General features: G+C 72.7%; 17 protein-coding genes. 9 read left to right on the top strand and 8 right to left on the bottom strand.

Features of this window, described 5'->3' with window-relative positions:
* Window positions 1-16 precede the first annotated feature (16 nt).
* From HS041_RS05310 to xylA, 6 genes are all read right to left on the bottom strand, one after another.
* Window positions 17-388 carry a DUF742 domain-containing protein gene (locus HS041_RS05310; RefSeq protein ID WP_196439367.1) on the bottom strand — a complete coding sequence of 124 codons (372 nt, stop codon included), beginning with the start codon at window positions 386-388 and terminating at the stop codon, window positions 17-19.
* On the bottom strand, window positions 385-774 hold the full coding sequence (locus HS041_RS05305) for a roadblock/LC7 domain-containing protein (RefSeq protein WP_196439366.1): 390 nt from the start codon (window positions 772-774) through the stop codon (window positions 385-387). The genes HS041_RS05310 and HS041_RS05305 overlap by 4 nt, the downstream gene beginning before the upstream one ends.
* Before the next feature lie 4 nt (window positions 775-778).
* Window positions 779-3,070, bottom strand: coding sequence for a sensor histidine kinase (locus tag HS041_RS05300; protein WP_196439365.1), 2,292 nt, complete (start codon window positions 3,068-3,070; stop codon window positions 779-781).
* 146 nt (window positions 3,071-3,216) lie between these two features.
* Window positions 3,217-3,864: a DUF998 domain-containing protein gene (locus tag HS041_RS05295; protein WP_196439364.1), complete on the bottom strand. Its 648-nt coding sequence runs from the start codon at window positions 3,862-3,864 to the stop codon at window positions 3,217-3,219.
* A 193-nt stretch (window positions 3,865-4,057) separates the two neighbouring features.
* A complete protein-coding gene (gene xylB / locus HS041_RS05290; RefSeq protein ID WP_196439363.1) occupies window positions 4,058-5,476 on the bottom strand; it encodes a xylulokinase in 1,419 nt (472 codons plus the stop codon).
* Window positions 5,473-6,624, bottom strand: a complete 1,152-nt coding sequence (xylA, locus tag HS041_RS05285; RefSeq protein WP_196439362.1) for a xylose isomerase — start codon at window positions 6,622-6,624, stop codon at window positions 5,473-5,475. The genes xylB and xylA overlap by 4 nt, the downstream gene beginning before the upstream one ends.
* Window positions 6,625-6,702: 78 nt before the next feature.
* Here xylA and HS041_RS05280 point away from each other — a divergent pair, with 78 nt between their 5' ends.
* From HS041_RS05280 to HS041_RS05265, 4 genes are read left to right on the top strand one after another with little or no spacing between them, the layout of a single operon-like run.
* A complete protein-coding gene (locus HS041_RS05280) occupies window positions 6,703-8,037 on the top strand; it encodes an ROK family transcriptional regulator (RefSeq protein ID WP_196439361.1) in 1,335 nt (444 codons plus the stop codon).
* Between the two features lie 26 nt (window positions 8,038-8,063).
* On the top strand, window positions 8,064-8,576 hold the full coding sequence (locus tag HS041_RS05275) for a VOC family protein (protein ID WP_196439360.1): 513 nt from the start codon (window positions 8,064-8,066) through the stop codon (window positions 8,574-8,576).
* A 45-nt stretch (window positions 8,577-8,621) separates the two neighbouring features.
* Complete coding sequence (locus HS041_RS05270) at window positions 8,622-8,888, top strand: hypothetical protein (RefSeq protein ID WP_196439359.1); 267 nt, start codon at window positions 8,622-8,624, stop codon at window positions 8,886-8,888.
* Between the two features lie 32 nt (window positions 8,889-8,920).
* Window positions 8,921-9,073 (top strand): hypothetical protein, encoded by a 153-nt coding sequence (locus HS041_RS05265; protein ID WP_196439358.1) that lies wholly within the window; start codon window positions 8,921-8,923, stop codon window positions 9,071-9,073.
* 25 nt (window positions 9,074-9,098) lie between these two features.
* Here HS041_RS05265 and HS041_RS05260 read toward each other — a convergent pair whose 3' ends face one another.
* Window positions 9,099-9,494: a winged helix-turn-helix transcriptional regulator gene (locus HS041_RS05260; protein WP_307845178.1), complete on the bottom strand. Its 396-nt coding sequence runs from the start codon at window positions 9,492-9,494 to the stop codon at window positions 9,099-9,101.
* Between the two features lie 108 nt (window positions 9,495-9,602).
* Between HS041_RS05260 and HS041_RS05255 the strand changes: the two genes are divergently transcribed.
* Window positions 9,603-10,541 (top strand): NADP-dependent oxidoreductase, encoded by a 939-nt coding sequence (locus HS041_RS05255; protein WP_307845177.1) that lies wholly within the window; start codon window positions 9,603-9,605, stop codon window positions 10,539-10,541.
* A gap of 63 nt (window positions 10,542-10,604) precedes the next feature.
* On the opposite strand, the gene HS041_RS05250 is transcribed toward HS041_RS05255, so the two are convergent.
* Window positions 10,605-11,702 (bottom strand): NADH:flavin oxidoreductase/NADH oxidase, encoded by a 1,098-nt coding sequence (locus HS041_RS05250; RefSeq protein ID WP_196439356.1) that lies wholly within the window; start codon window positions 11,700-11,702, stop codon window positions 10,605-10,607.
* Between the two features lie 116 nt (window positions 11,703-11,818).
* On the opposite strand from HS041_RS05250, the gene HS041_RS05245 reads away from it, so the two are divergent.
* The 4 genes from HS041_RS05245 (at window position 11,819) to HS041_RS05230 (ending at window position 14,884) form a co-directional block, all read left to right on the top strand.
* Window positions 11,819-12,187, top strand: coding sequence for an ArsR/SmtB family transcription factor (locus HS041_RS05245; protein ID WP_196439355.1), 369 nt, complete (start codon window positions 11,819-11,821; stop codon window positions 12,185-12,187).
* 101 nt (window positions 12,188-12,288) lie between these two features.
* Entirely contained in the window at window positions 12,289-12,912 is a 624-nt protein-coding gene (locus HS041_RS05240; RefSeq protein ID WP_196439354.1) for a TetR/AcrR family transcriptional regulator, read from the top strand.
* Window positions 12,909-13,400, top strand: coding sequence for a PH domain-containing protein (locus HS041_RS05235; RefSeq protein ID WP_196439353.1), 492 nt, complete (start codon window positions 12,909-12,911; stop codon window positions 13,398-13,400). The genes HS041_RS05240 and HS041_RS05235 overlap by 4 nt, the downstream gene beginning before the upstream one ends.
* Window positions 13,397-14,884, top strand: a complete 1,488-nt coding sequence (locus HS041_RS05230) for a PH domain-containing protein (RefSeq protein WP_196439352.1) — start codon at window positions 13,397-13,399, stop codon at window positions 14,882-14,884. Before HS041_RS05235 ends, HS041_RS05230 begins: the two co-directional genes overlap by 4 nt.
* Window positions 14,885-14,889 lie beyond the last annotated feature (5 nt).

Here is a 14,889-nt window from a genome sequence, read left to right as displayed (position 1 = left end):
AAGGCTCACCGCGGCGTCACAGGGCGCGCAACCCGTTGATCACTTCCTGCAGGAGGCTCTGCGCGGGCGAGGCGGTCGCGGGCATCGGCTGCCGGACCAGGATCAGACCCTGATCCAGGAGGTCGCCCAGCAGGACCCTGATCACCCCGATCGGCAGCTGCACGTCCGAGGCGATCTCCGCGATCGGCCGGGCCCGGCCGACCAGGCTGAGCAGCCGCCGGTGCTGCGAGCCGAGGTGCGCCCTGGGAGAGATCTCCGCTCCGGTCGCCACCACCATCGAGAGCAGGTCGAACGCGGTCGAGGACGGCTTGGTCCGGCCGCCGGTCATGGCGTAGGGGCGGACGACCGGTCCCGCCTCCTCGTCGATCCACTCGATCTCGTCGCTCATTGTCCCGCCGCCCTGGGGCCGGTGGCCAGATGCTGCCCGACCCGGCCGACCAGCCTGGCCATCTCGTAGGCGATCAGCCCGACGTCCGCGGCCCCCGTCGTCATGACGCACAGGCAACTGCCCTGCCCGGCCGAGGTGACGAACAGGAACGCGGAGTCCATCTCCACCATGGTCTGCCGTACGGATCCACCGCCGAACTGCAGGCTCGTTCCCTTGGCCAGGCTCTGGAAGCCAGAGGCCACCGCCGACAGATGATCGGCGTCCTCCTTGCTCAGTCCTCTCGACGAGGCCATCATCAGTCCGTCGTTGGACAGGATCAGCGCGTGTGAGACGTCCGCCACGCTCGTGACGAAGTCGTCCAACAGCCAATACAGCTCACCCGGCACGTGGTCAAGCCCCTTCCCCACCGTTGTGTTCGCTCTCCGACCGCCCGCGCCGCCACCCCGACTGCAGCGAGCTCAGCAACGCCCTCGCCTCCTCCGGCGATCTCTCCTCGTTCCTGGAAGTCTCCGCTCCGGCCGTGGATCCGGCCGCCGCCGGGGATCCGGTCCCCGCCAGGGGTCCGGTCTCCGGCCCGGCCGCCGGAACCGCCTCGGGTTCCTGCCGCAGCCGCGGCGACATGTTCGTCTGGCGCACCCTGCGGGGCAGGCCGCCGTTGCGCCGCTGCGACGTCCTCCACACGTCCGTGGCCGCGTGCGCCCGCGCCGGCACCTGCCCGGTGGACCGAGCGGGCTCGGCGGTGTCACCGGGCGCGCTCGCACCGGCGAGCTCGGCCACCGCGCCGGCCTTCGGCCGCGGCGGCTGCACCGGCTCCGGCTCGCCCAGCAGCGTCTCGGGGATCAGGACGACCACCCCGGTCCCCCCGTACGGCGAGGACCTCAGCACCACGTTGATCCCGTACCGCGCGGCCAGGATGCCGATCACCGCGAAACCGAGCCGATCGGTCTCCGCCGGGTCGAACTCCGGCGGGCTGGCCAGCCGCGCGTTGATCGCATCGCGCTTCTCCGGGGCGAGGCCGAGTCCCCGGTCCTCGATCTCGACCGCGAACCCCCGGCCCACGAGCTCGCCCCGGACCGACACCTCTGCGCCGGGCGGGGAGAAGACCGTCGCGTTCTCGATGATCTCGGCGAACAGGTGCATCAGGTCCGCCACCGCGCCACCGGTCAGCGTGCTGCCCGGCATCGGGTAGATCCGCACCCGGGCGTAGTCCTCGACCTGGGCGGCCGCGCCGCGCAGCACGTCCTCCATCGGGACCGCCGAGCGCCACTTGCGGCCCGCCGCCCCGCCGGACAGGATCACCAGGCCCTCGGCGTGGCGCCGCATGCGGGTGGTGAGGTGGTCGAGCTTGAAGAGGGCCTCCAGCGTCTCGGGGTCCTCGGTCTGCTTCTGCATCCCGTCGAGGAGCTTGAGCTGGCGCTGCAGCAGGCTCTGCTTGCGCCGGGCGAGGTTGCGGAAGGACTGGGCGACGCCCTCGCGCAGCCTGGCCTGCTCCACCGCGGCGTCCAGCGCGCGGCGCCGGACGCTGTCGAACGCGGCCGTGACGGCGTGGACCTCGGCGGTGCTGCCCAGCGGTTCCAGCGGGGGCGCCTCCGCCGCCGCGTCCACCGCCTGGCCCCGGCGCAGCCGCTCCATGACCCGGGGGAGCCGGACCTCCGCCACCTCCGTGGCCGCCTGCCGTACCCCGCCCAGCTCCCGGGTGAGGCCGCGGCCCACCCGGTAGGAGACGACCAGCGAGGCGATGACCGCCAGGAGCCCGACGAAGCCCGCGACGCCGGCCTTGACGAAGATGGTGATGGCGGGAGGACCGGCCCGTTCGACCAGGATGACGGTGGCCGCGGTGACCTTGGTCTGGAAGGCGGCCTCCAGTTGGTCCGTGACGGACCGCCACTCGCTGTGCGGCACGGTGGCGCCGGACAGCAGCCGCTCCTCCATCGCCATGAAACGGTCGTGCAACGGCGAGGCCGCCACCTCTGCGAAGGGGGCGCGCAGTTCCTCGGAGCTCAGGTCCGCCAGGCCCTGCTTCATGAGGAAGGAGTGCGTGGCGGCGAAGCGGGAGAACAGGCGCAGCTCCTCGGGCGAGAGCGGCCGCTCCACCGCCAGTGCCCCGGCGGCGATCGCGCGCTGCCGGGTGAGGAAGTCCTTGGAGTAGCCGAGCATGATCACGCCGCGCGTCTCGGGATCGTTGTCGATCGCCATGCTCTGGGTGAGCCGCTGGAACACGTCGGGCATCAGCGCGAACTTCTCGGTCAGCTCGGTGATCCCGATCCGGTCCTCGTCGATCCTGGCGCGGAGCGCGTCGAGCTGCTCGATGCGGGTCATCATCGAGTCGAACAGGACCTTCATCTCCGGGGTCAGGGCCGACTGCACGGAGTCGGCGGCCGACTCCTCGCGGAGCCTGGCCCTGGCCTGGTCGGTCACGGTGCGCTGGCCGATCAGCGTGGAACGGTCCGCCTCCGAACGGGTGGCCAGATATTCGGCGGAGAGGAGATGCTCGCGCTGGAGGTTGCCCAGGAGCGCGTCACCGGGCCTGATGATCGCCTCGTCCAGCGTGGCGACGTTGAGCATGCCGACCGCGTCGCCCACGGTCGTGACGGCGGAGAAGCCCCACAACGCCACCAGCGAGGTGAGGGGAATCGCCAGGAGCACGGAGACCTTGAACCGGATGGACCTGCTCGATGCCATGTCACCTCGACGGTTCGCTCCGGGGGCGCCAGAGGAGAGGACCCCTCCGGGCGATCGCTAGACCGGCGACGAGGATAGCACTGCCTGGTCCAGATATCCGTGTCCTATTCGTGACATGTCATGAAATAGTCATGCACAGTGACAAGTCAGCCCACTGTGACCTGTGCGGCGCGGGTGCCCCGGACCCAGGTCAGCTGGAGCAGCCGGACGGCCAGCAGCCCGACCAGCGCGACCTCTGCTCCCAGCAGCAGCCGCTCGACCAACCCGATCAGCACCCGGTCCCCGGGCAGGGCGACATAGGTGATCGCCAGCAGCCCGAACCCGCCGGCCAGGGCCAGCCACTCCACCGGCCTGGCCACCGCCCGCCACCGCTCGTCCCGGTCGAAGCGCGAGACCATCAGCGCCCCCGCCAGGGGCATCGCGACGAACGCGGCGACCGAGACGTACCGGTGCACCTGAGCGCCGGCGTCCAGCACCAGCCCGGGCGCGGTGGTCGGCACGACCGCGATGAGCACCAGCGCCCCGCTCCACGCCAGCATCAGCCGCTCCGCCGCCGCCCCCACCGGCGCCTTCGCCACCCGCAGCCCCGCGACCAGCGCGAGCGACGCGATCCCCAGCGAGACCATGGCGAACTCGGTCGCACCGCCCCGGTCCAGGACGGCGTACTCGCTGATCGTCAGGTTGAGCGGGTCCAGGTACGGGTCGGGGTCGAGCTGGCCGATCACGGCGACGACGGCCGCCACCAGGATTCCCGCGCAGGCGATCAGGGGGTAGAGCATCTTCAACCGGAGCATGTCCCAACCCTCTCCCCGGCGGCCCGTCCGGGCATCCGGATCGACCCCTGACCCGACCCTGACCCGTCCCTGAGTCCCGGGCACCCGCACGCCTGCCCCGCCGTCCCCCGCGCAATCCACCCCTCGCGGTTCGTCTCCCCGCACCGGGGGCGGCGGAGTCCGGCGGCCGCCCGCGCCCCCCGGGGCGCGGCGCTCAGCCCCGGCTTCGGACCTCGGCGTAGCGGGCCCTCACCGAGTCCGCGAGGCCGGCCTCGTGGCGCTCGGAGGCGCCGGTCTCCCAGGCGGGGGGCTCCGCGGAGCCGGCGAGCAGCCAGGCGGCCTGCCGGGCCGCCCCGTCGGCGACGTACTCCCCCGGTTCCGGGACGACCACCGGCCGCCCGAAGACCGCCGGGGCGATCCGCCGCACCGCCTGGGACCTCGCCCCGCCCCCGACGAGCAGCACCCTGGCCGGGTCCAGCCCCAGGGCGTCGAACGCGTCGGCCAGGTGGCAGAGCATGCCCTCGACCGCGGCCCTGGCCAGGTGGGCGGGGGTCGCGGTCGCCAGAGTCAGCCCGTGCAGCGAGCCGGTGGCGTCCGGCAGGTTGGGGGTCCGTTCCCCTTCCAGGTACGGCACGCAGACCAGCCCGCCGGCGCCCGGGGGCGCGGAGAGCGCCAGCTCGTCCAGGCGGTCGAGACCGACTCCGAGCATCCGGGCGGCGGCGTCGAGCACCCGGGCCGCGTTGAGCGTGCACACCAGGGGCAGGAACCGTCCGGTCGCGTCGGCGAACCCGGCGACGGCCCCGCCGGGGTCCGCGCTCGGCTCCTCCGCGACCGCGAACGCCGTCCCCGACGTCCCGATCGAGACCACCACGTCTCCCGGCCGCGCCCCCACACCGAGGGCGGCCGCCATGTTGTCCCCGGTCCCGGGCGCGAGCCGTATCCCGTCCGGGACCGGGACGGTTCCGGTGGAGCCCGGGACCGGGGAGCGGGCGAGGCGGACCTCGCCCGCGCCGTCCCGGGGGCCCAGCACCCGGGGGAGCTGCGGTACGGAGCCGAAGGCGGCCTGGAGCAGGTCCTCGCGGTACGAACCGGTCGCGGGGGACCAGTAGCCGGTGCCGGAGGCGTCACCCCGGTCGGTGACGAGCTCTCCGGCCGCCCCGCCCAGCCGCCAGGTCAGCCAGTCGTGCGGCAGGCAGACCGAAGCGGTGCGGCGGGCGCTGTCCGGCTCGTGCTCGGCCAGCCAGCGCAACTTGCTCACCGTGAACGAGGCGACCGGCACGCTGCCGACGGCCTCGGCCCACGCCTGCGGTCCGCCCAGCTCGTCCACCAGGTCCGCGGCGGCCCGCGCCGACCGGGTGTCGTTCCAGAGCAGCGCCTTTCTGACGACTTCTCCGGACTCGTCGAGGCAGACCATGCCGTGCTGCTGCGCCGCCACGCTCAGCGCCGCCACGTCGTCCAACCCGCCCGCCGCCTCGACCGCCTCGTGCAGCGCCGCCCACCAGGCCTCGGGATCGACCTCGGTCCCCTCCGGATGGGCCGCCCGGCCCTGCCGGACCAGGGCGCCCGTCCCGGCGTCCCTGATCACCACCTTGCAGCTCTGGGTGGAGGAGTCCACCCCGGCCACGAGCGTCATCCCCGCACTCCGAGCAGGTGCTCCAGGGCGAGCTGGTTCAGCCGCGTGAAGTGGAAACCGCGCTCGGCGGCGGCGTCCAGGTCGAAGTCGTCGCGGGTCAGGTCGTCGAGGGTCTCGCCGGGGGCGAGCGTGGGCTCCGACAGCTCGCCGACGCGGCTGGCGGCCAGCGCCTCCCGCACCTCCGGGTCGGCGCGGAAGGCCGTGGACTTCTCCTTGAGGATCAGGTAGGTCCGCATGTTGGCGGCGGCCGAGTCCCACACGTCGGCGGCGTCGTCGGTGCGCAGCGGCTTGTAGTCGAAGTGCCGGGGGCCGTCGTAGCCGCCGTTCTCCAGCAGGTCGACCAGGAAGAACGCGCTCTTCACGTCGCCGTGGCCGAAGATGAGGTCCTGGTCGTACTTGGGACCGTGCTGGCCGTTCAGGTCGATGTGGAAGAGCTTGCCGTGCCACAGAGCCTGGGCGACGCCGTGCACGAAGTTCAGCCCGGCCATCTGCTCGTGGCCCACCTCGGGGTTGAGACCGACCCGCTCGGGGTGCTCCAGCTCGTTGATGAAGGCCAGGGCGTGACCGACGGTCGGGAGCAGGATGTCGCCGCGCGGCTCGTTCGGCTTGGGCTCCAGGGCGAACCGGATGTCGTAGCCCTTGTCGATCACGTAGGAGGTCAGCAGGTCCATGCCCTCCTTGTAGCGGGCGAGCGCGGCCCGGACGTCCTTGGCCGCGTCGGACTCGGCGCCCTCCCGGCCGCCCCAGCAGACGTAGGTGGTCGCGCCCAGCTCGGCGGCCAGATCGATGTTGCGGATCACCTTGCGCAGCGCGTGGCGCCGGACGTCTCGGTCGTTGCTGGTGAACGCGCCGTCCTTGAAGACCGGGTGGGTGAACAGGTTGGTGGTGGCCATGGGGACCTTCAGCCCGGTCTCCGCCAGGGCGCCCTTGAAGCGCTCGATCGCCTTGTCCCGGTCGGGCTCGACGGCCAGCAGGTCGTCGTCGTGGAAGGTCACTCCGTACGCGCCGAGCTCGGCGAGCCTGTGGACGGTCTCCACCGGGTCGAGCGCGGCCCGGGTGGCGTCGCCGAACGGGTCGCGGGCCTGCCATCCGACGGTCCACAGGCCGAAGGTGAAGCGGTCCTGCGGGGTGGGCGTGTAGGCGTTCATGGACGGTCCTCCGATTTAATCCACTTAATGGACTTAATATGTGCCCAGGAGATGAGAACGTCAAGGGGTGGATGTGCCATGACGCAGGCCGTACGCCATGACTCGATGCGCGCCCGCAACCTCGGGGTGGTCCTCGGCGAGGTCCGCCGGAGCGGGCCGGTCACCCGGGCCGCGCTCTCCGAGATCACCGGCCTGACCAAGACCACCGTCTCCAAGATGATCGGCGACCTGATCGGGGCGGGCATGGTGGCCGAGACGGGGACATTGCGGGACGGCGAGCGAGGCCGGCCCGGCACCGCGGTCAGCCTGAGCGGCGAGCGGGTCGCGGCGCTCGGGCTGGAGATCAACGTCGACTACCTCTCCGCGTGCATCGTGGATCTCACGCTCGCCGTACGGGCGCGTTGTACACAGGCTGTGGACAACCGGTCCGCATCGCCTGTGGAAACCCTTGCCCGCCTGCGAAAACTTATCCACAGGGCTGTGGACGAAGCGCGTTCGGCCGGGCTGGTGATCGCCGGCTCCGCCCTCGCGGTCCCCGGCCCGGTGGACGGCGGCCTGCTGCACAGCGCCCCGAACCTCGGCTGGCGCGACGTCCGCTTCGACGACCTGCCCGGGACGGGTTCCACGGCCCTTCCCCTGGCCGTGGAGAACGAGGCCAACCTCGCCGCCCTGGGCGAGCTGTGGTTCGGCGCCGGACACGACGACTTCCTGCACGTCTCGGGGGAGATCGGCGTCGGCGCCGGCCTGGTGGTCGGCGGCGCGCTCTTCCGGGGCGCCCGCGGCCTGGCCGGAGAGCTGGGCCACGTGGTGGTCTCCCCTGACGGTCCCGCCTGCCGCTGCGGGGGCCGGGGCTGCCTGGAGCAGTACGCCGGACAGGAGGCCCTGCTCCGCGCCGCGGGCCTGGACGCCCCGGAGATCGGGGCCCCGCAGACCGCCTCCCGCGACCCCGCCTCCGCGGAGGCGGGGTCGCCCGGCACCGCCGGGCAGACGTCCCCGCCCGGGATGCCCGGAGCCGTCGCCGAGCTGATCCGCCGGCTCCGTGACGGCGACCCGGCGGCGCTGCGGGCCTGCGAGAACGCCGGCCGCGCACTGGGGACCGCCCTCACCTCCGCGGTCCATCTGCTCGACCCCGGCACGATCGTGCTGGGCGGCGTCTTCGCTCCGCTGTTCCCCTGGATCTCCGGTCCCGCCCGCGACACCATGGCCGAGCGGCTGTCGGCGATGCGCCACGCCGTGCCCGAACTCGCCGTCTCCCGGCTCGGCGGCGACGCGGCGACGCTGGGCGCCGCCGGGCAGGTCATCCACCGGATCATCGCCGACCCGGGGGCCTACCTGAGCGCGACCGCACCGCGGCGTGCGGGAACCCGCTCCCCGGGGAATTCATCTCCTGTGGACGGAGTTCCTGCTAGTTAAACATTCAATATTCCTCTGGGGGAATCATGCCGGTCCAGCGGCTCAACCACGCGGTCCTGTTCGTGCGCGACCTCGAGCGCAGCGTCGCCTTCTACCGGGAGGCCCTCGGCTTCACGGTCGTCATGGGCATGCCGGGCGCGGCGTTCCTACAGGCCTCCGGCTCGACCAACGACCACGACCTCGGCCTGTTCGAGGTCGGCGCCCAGGCGGGACCGTCCGGAGCCGGCCGGTCCACCGTGGGCCTCTACCACCTCGCCTGGGAGGTGGACACCCTGGAGGAGCTGGAGCGGATCGCCGCCACGCTGGGCGGGCTCGGCGCGCTGGCCGGCGCCTCCGACCACTCCACCACCAAGGCCCTGTACGCCAAGGACCCCGACGGCCTGGAGTTCGAGGTCTCCTGGATCGTCCCCGCCGACCTCCTCACCGAGGAGGTGCTCGCGGGACGCACGAGCATCAAGCCGCTCGACCTCGCCAAGGAGAAGGAGCGGTACGGCGCGCGGACCCGGGGCGGTCTTGGGGTTTCGATTCCCGTTCCATAACTCACCGCAACAAGACAGACACGCTCGGTTATGAATAATGGAGGCATGGTCGAGGCCGAATTCCTGGAGAGGCTCCGCTGCCACCTGGTCGAACGCGGGGTTCCCGCCGACCTGCGGGGGGAGGCCCTGCTCGTCCATCCCAGCCAGTCACACCTGCCCGTCTGGGTGTTCGTCGGATACGGGGGCCGGTTCTTCTCCTGGCAGCACGCCGAGAGGCGCCACCCCGTGACCGACATCCCCGGCGCCGCCGACGCGCTGGCCGCCTACATCTCCTCTCCGGTCTCCCTGTTCGGAGGATCCGCGAGGCCGTAGCCTGGGATCACCGCAGACCGCCAGGAGGTGCCGTGGAGCAGGACCGGTCCGAGCGGTGGCGCCGTCTCCCCCAGCGGATCACGTTCGACCAGATGACCACGGCGCAACCGGCCGGGGAGGCGCGCGACCCCGAGATGGGACGCGACGCGGACCAGGAGTTCATGCTCCGCTACGCGGCGGGCTGACGCCGGCGCGCAGGCCGCGGGCGCCTCATCCCACCGGCACCGGCCGGGGCTCCTGCTCCGCGCGGAGGTCGTAGGCGTCCCGCGCCGTCAGGATCTCGCCCACGTGCTCCTCCGACCAGCGCTTGATCCCCTCCATCAGCCCGACCACGCTCCGCCCCAGGTCGCTGAGCTCGTACTCCACCCGGGGCGGAATCGTCGGATAGACCGTGCGGATCACCATCCCGTCGCGCTCCATGGCCCGCAGCGTCTGGGTGAGGCTCTTCTGGGTGATCCCGTCGAGCTTGCGGCGCAGCGCGCCGAACCGGACCGGACCGTGCTGCAGGGCGTCCACCAGCAGGCAGGTCCACTTGTTGGCGATCGCCTCCAGGACCGTCCGCGAGGCACAGCCTCTCAGGTACGCGTCGACGTCGAATCGGCTCACGTCACAGGTGGTATCCATAAGGTACCTATATATCTTAAAGGTGCCTTCTTTCCAAGGGATACCGGGTTCCCGCACGATTGATCTCCACAAGGTCCTATCGAGGAGATCATGATGCGTTCCGTCACCCAGTCCGCCTTCGGCGGCCCGTCCGTGCTCGAGCTCGCCGAGGTGGAGCGCCCGGCGCCCGGCTACGGGGAGGTGCTGGTCAAGGTCGGGGCGGCCGGCGTCAACCCGGTCGACGTGGCCGTCCGGGCGGGTCACTACCCGCTGCTCGGCGAGCCGCCGTTCACGCTCGGCTGGGACCTCGCGGGCACGGTCGAGGCCGCGGGCCCCGGGGTGTCGGCGTTCGCCCCCGGCGACGAGGTGCTGGGCATGCCCGCCTTCCCCGCCGAGGCCAAGGTCTACGCCGACTACGTCCTGGTCTCGCCCAACGAGATCGTCCACCGCCCCACTGGGCTGACCGTGGAGGAGGCGGGCGCGCTCCCGCTGGCCGGTCTGACCGCGTGGCAGGCGCTCGTCGGCATCGCGCGCCTCCAGGCGGGCCAGAGCGTGCTCATCCACCGCGCCGCCGGCGGCGTCGGCCACCTGGCCGTGCAGATCGCCAAGGCGCGTGGCGCCCGCGTCATCGGCACAGCCCGGGCCGCCAACCACGCCTTCCTCCGCGGACTCGGCGCGGACGTGTTGATCGACTACACCGTCGCGGACTTCGTGACGGAGGCCGGCCCGGTGGATGTGGTCTTCGACCTGCTCGGCGGTGAGTACGGCGAGCGCTCCGCCGCCGCCCTCAGACCCGGCGGCCTGCTCGTCGGCGCGCTCGGCGGCGCCATGGGGGGCATCACCCCGGAGCGCGCGGCCGAGCTGGGAGTCCGGCTGGAGGTGGTGTCCGTGCGGCCCTCGGCCGCCGACCTGGGGCGGCTGGTCGAGCTGGTGGAGTCCGGGAGGCTCAGGGTCCACGTGGACCAGGTGCTGCCGCTGGCGGAGGCGGCCAAGGCGCACGAGCTCATGGCGGGCGGCCACACCAGGGGCAAGATCGTCCTGGTCCCGTGACGCCCGGCGGACCCCGGGCGTCCTGGCCCGCGGCGTCTGCGGCGGCGTCCGGGGCGGGCCCGGTCAGACGGCCCGGTGGTACTGGTCGGGCCAGCGACCCCCGGCGCCGAGCTCGCGCGCGGCGAGGTTCGGCCAGTACGGGTTGCGCAGCAGCTCCCGGCCGAGGAGCACCGCGTCGGCCTGCCCCGAGGAGACGATCTCCTCCGCCTGCCGGGCCCCGGTGATCAGGCCGACGGCGGCCACGGGGAGGTCGGTCTCGGCCTTCACCCGGGCCGCGAACGGGACCTGGTAGCCGGGGCCGGAGATGACGCGCGCCCCCGCCGCGACGCCGCCGGTGGAGGTGTCCAGCAGGTCGACGCCGTGCGCGAGCAGGTCCTTGGCGAAGCGCACCGTGTCGTCGGCGGTCCAGCCCTCGCGGCCGTCCTCCGGGTTCTCGGTCAGCCAGTCGGTGGCCGAGATGCGGAAGAAGACCGGCAGTTCGTCCGGCCAGACCGCGCGGACCGCGTCCACGACCTCCAGGGCGAAGCGGGTTCGGTTCTCGTAGGAGCCGCCGTAGGCGTCGGTGCGGTGGTTGCTGTGCGGGGAGAGGAACTCGTTGACGAGATAGCCGTGCGCGCCGTGCACCTCGGCCACCTGGAATCCCGCGGCCAGCGCCCGCCGGGCCGCGGCGCCGAACGCCTCGACGAGCCGGTGGATCTCCTCGACGCTCAGCTCGGTCGGGACGGGATAGTCCTCGGCGAAGGGGACGGCGCTCGGGGCGACCGGCTGCCAGCCGTACTGGTCGGGGCCGACGGGGGCGTCGCCGAGCCAGGGCTGGCTGGTGGAGGCCTTGCGCCCGGCGTGCGCGAGCTGGATGCCGGGCACCGCGCCGTGCTCGCGCAGGAAGCGGGCGATCCGGGCGAACCCCTCCTGCTGGCGGTCGTTCCAGAGCCCGAGGTCGGCGGGGCTGATCCGGCCCTCGGGGGAGACCGCGGTGGCCTCGGTGAGGATCAGCCCGGCCCCGCCCACCGCCCTGGCGCCCAGGTGGGACAGGTGCCAGTCGGTCGGGACCCCCCGCTCGGGGCCGTCGACCGCCGCGCAGTACTGGCACATCGGGGCCATCCAGACCCGGTTGGGAATGGTCAGGTCCCGCAGCGTCAGGGGATCGAACAACGCGCTCACGGCCGCACTCCTTCGTCGGGGGAGCGGATGCCCGGGACGCATCCGCCGTCGCCTAATACGATAAACACCGTACTACGGTAGATGTCAAACTACGAAGGTCATCGTACAATTGGAGGATGCAACGGGAGGAAACCGCCGTGTCGACCGCATCCGCCAGAACCCTGGACCACCCGGAGCGCACAGAGATCCGCCTGGAGGCCGTGCTCCACGCGCTCTCCGACCCGATGCGCCTGCAGGTGGTGCGCTTCCTCGCCGAACTGGGCGAGGGCGAGGGGGCGGCGTGCTCGGCGATCGAGCTGGCGGTCAGCAAGTCGACCACCACCCACCACTTCCGGGTGCTGCGCGAGGCCGGCGTGATCAGCCAGGTCTACCGGGGCACGGCGAAGATGAACGCGCTGCGCCGGAGCGACCTCGACGCGCTCTTCCCCGGCCTGCTCGACAGCGTGCTGGACGCCGACACCGCGCAGCGGCGGCGCACCGGCTGACCTCCGGAGAGGTCGCCGCCCTTCCGCACCGCGTTCCCGCACCCGCCGCGTAGCCGTGGAGTGATCAGAAGTCGGATGGCCACCTGTGCTATTTTTTGGCCATGCGGCCAAAAAGAAAGGCGAGCGGTCAGGACCGTTCGTTCATCGAGACGGCTCGTCGAGGCCAGATCGTCCAGTGCGCGATCGACGTGATCGCCGAGGTGGGCTACGCCCAGGCGTCCCTGGCCCGCATCGCCGAACGCGCCGGGATCAGCAAGGGCGTCATCTCCTACCACTTCGACAGCAAAGACGAGCTCGTCCAGCAGATCGTCGATGACGCGGCCGTCGCCGGGGACGCCTTCGTCCGCCCGCGCACCGAGGCGCAGACCACGGCCGCCGGGATGCTACGGGCCTACATCGAGGCGAGCGTGGAGTTCTACCGCTCCCACCAGCGGCACATGCGGGCCCTGCTGGACATCTGGACGAGCTTCCGCACCGAGGACGGCCGGCAGCGTCTCGGCGTGCGGGACAACGAGGCCGAGATGACCATCGTCGAGCAGATCCTGCAGCTCGGCCAGGCCACCGGAGAGTTCGGCGCCTTCTCCACGCGGGTGATGGCCGTCACCGTCAAACAGGCGGTCGACGGCGTGCTCATCCTGATGTCGGCCTACGACGACCTCGACTTCGACACCTACGCCCGGGAGCTGGCCGACCTGTTCGACCGGGCGACCCGGAAGGAGCCATGATGGAAATGGAGCTGCGGCCCCCTCGACACCGCGTCGCCCCGCGGGCGATCCGCTGGTGGACGGCGCAGGCTCTGGTTCCGACGATGCCGCCGGCGCTCGTGCTGGCCCTGCTGGCGCTGCTGATCGCGCCCGCCCGGCCGTGGCTGCTGCTGGCGCTGCTCATCGTCGCCGTGCCCGGCCTGGCCTACGTGCTGCTCATGCCGCGTCAGCGGTACCGGGTCCACCGCTGGGAGGTCACCGACGACGCGGTCTACGCCGCCTCCGGCTGGTTGTGGCACAAGTGGCGGGTGGCCCCGATGTCGCGCATCCAGACCGTCGACACCCTGCGCGGCCCGCTCCAGCAGATCTTCAACCTGTCCGGGGTGAAGGTCACCACGGCCTCGGCCGCCGGATCGATCAAGATCCAGGGACTGGACCGCCGCCTGGCCGCCGATCTCGTCGAGCAGCTGGCGGCCAGGGCGCAGGCCGTACCCGGAGACGCGACGTGAGCCGCGGCCTCGTGCACGGAGGCGACGGGTGGGAACGGCTCGACGCGCGGACGGTCGCGATCGCGCTGAGCTGGTCGGTCGCCCCCTCGGTCCCCGCGGTGGCCGCCGTCGTCACCATGGGACCGAGCCTGCGGACCGTCATCCCGCTCGTCGCCGTGCTGGCCGTCCTCACCGGAATCGCCGCGTACGGCCTGCTGCGATATGCCACCACCCGGTACCGCGTCACCGGCGAGCGCGTCGAGGTCCGCTCCGGCCTGCTGTTCCGGCGGCACCGCTCGGTCCCGCGTGACCGGGTGCGCGCCGTCGACGTGACGGCCGGACCGGTGCACCGCCTGCTCGGCGTGGCCGTGGTGCGCATCGGCGCCGGCGAGCATGAGTCCGGGCTGCGTCTCGACGCGGTCTCACGGTCCCGGGCCGGGAGCCTGCGTCTGCTGCTCGGCCGTGAGAACGCGACGTCCGCGCCGGCGGCCCTGGCCGAACTGCGCCCGGCATGGATCGCCTTCGCCCTGCTGAGCAGCTGGACGCCGCTCATCGGCCTGGCGCCGTTCGGCGCGCTCTTCCGCGTGCTGGAGATCTTCGGCGTCGAGCCGGCCGAGGTGGGGTTCCTGCGAGACGTCTGGGAGCAGGCGACCCGGTCCTCTCCGGCGGTGGTGGCCGTGGCCGCCACTTCGACCGTTCTGGCGATCGGGGTGCTGGGGGCGCTGCTGTTGCACGTGGAGGTGTGGTGGGGGTTCCGGCTGACCCGTGAGCCCGGCGGCGCCTACAGGATGCGGCGCGGGCTGCTCACCACCCGATCGTTGTCGCTGCAGGCCGACCGGCTGCGCGGCGCCGAGCTGTCGGAGCCGCTGCCGTTGCGCTGGGGCGGTGGGGCCCGGCTCCGGGCGCTCGTCGCCGGCATCGACCCCGACGACCGGGAAGAGCGGACCTCCGCCGCGCTGCTGCCACCCGCGCCCCGGCGGACGGCGCTGAAGGTGGCCGCACAGGTGCTCGGCGACCCCGCGCTGACGGCTCACCTGCGCCCGCATCCGCGCGCCGCCCTGCGACTGCGGCTGTCGCGAGCCGTCTGGCCGCCGGCGTTCCTGGCCGTGTCGCTGGCCGGGCTGGGGGCCTGGCTGAGCTGGGTCCCGGACACGCTGTGGCTGCTCGCCCCGGCCTGCGTGCCCGTCGCCCTGCTGCTGGCCGCCGACGCCCACCGCAGCCTCGGCCACGGCCTGACCGGCCGCTACCTGCTCACCAGGTACGGCACGGCCAGACGCAGGACGGTGGCACTGCGCAGGGACGCCGTCATCGGCTGGACGGTCGGCCGGTCCCCGGCGCAGCGCCGCCGAGGGCTGATGACCCTCACCGCGGCGACGGCCGCGGGCGCCTACCGGGTCAGAGACGTCCACGTCGGGCAGGGGCTCGCGTTCGCCGAGGAAGCGGTTCCCAGCCTGCTGGAGCCCTTCATCGTGCCGAGCGCGCCGCCGGTACCGGCCGGCTCCTGACGCCG

The organism is Planomonospora sp. ID67723, from assembly GCF_015711605.1.
Taxonomy (GTDB): Bacteria; Actinomycetota; Actinomycetes; order Streptosporangiales; family Streptosporangiaceae; genus Planomonospora_A.
Note: the sequence above shows the minus strand (reverse complement) of the source record. Positions and strands in the feature narration are given on the sequence as shown.

Bases quoted from the DNA above. Each gene is read 5' to 3' on its own strand.
- HS041_RS05310 (WP_196439367.1), bottom strand. From the start codon at position 388: ATGAGCGACGAGATCGAGTGGATCGACGAGGAGGCGGGACCGGTCGTC.
- HS041_RS05300 (WP_196439365.1), bottom strand. From the start codon at position 3,070: ATGGCATCGAGCAGGTCCATCCGGTTCAAGGTCTCCGTGCTCCTGGCG.
- HS041_RS05295 (WP_196439364.1), bottom strand. From the start codon at position 3,864: ATGCTCCGGTTGAAGATGCTCTACCCCCTGATCGCCTGCGCGGGAATC.
- xylB (WP_196439363.1), bottom strand. From the start codon at position 5,476: ATGACGCTCGTGGCCGGGGTGGACTCCTCCACCCAGAGCTGCAAGGTG.
- xylA (WP_196439362.1), bottom strand. From the start codon at position 6,624: ATGAACGCCTACACGCCCACCCCGCAGGACCGCTTCACCTTCGGCCTG.
- HS041_RS05280 (WP_196439361.1), top strand. From the start codon at position 6,703: ATGACGCAGGCCGTACGCCATGACTCGATGCGCGCCCGCAACCTCGGG.
- HS041_RS05275 (WP_196439360.1), top strand. From the start codon at position 8,064: ATGCCGGTCCAGCGGCTCAACCACGCGGTCCTGTTCGTGCGCGACCTC.
- HS041_RS05270 (WP_196439359.1), top strand. From the start codon at position 8,622: ATGGTCGAGGCCGAATTCCTGGAGAGGCTCCGCTGCCACCTGGTCGAA.
- HS041_RS05255 (WP_307845177.1), top strand. From the start codon at position 9,603: ATGATGCGTTCCGTCACCCAGTCCGCCTTCGGCGGCCCGTCCGTGCTC.
- HS041_RS05245 (WP_196439355.1), top strand. From the start codon at position 11,819: ATGCAACGGGAGGAAACCGCCGTGTCGACCGCATCCGCCAGAACCCTG.
- HS041_RS05240 (WP_196439354.1), top strand. From the start codon at position 12,289: ATGCGGCCAAAAAGAAAGGCGAGCGGTCAGGACCGTTCGTTCATCGAG.
- HS041_RS05235 (WP_196439353.1), top strand. From the start codon at position 12,909: ATGATGGAAATGGAGCTGCGGCCCCCTCGACACCGCGTCGCCCCGCGG.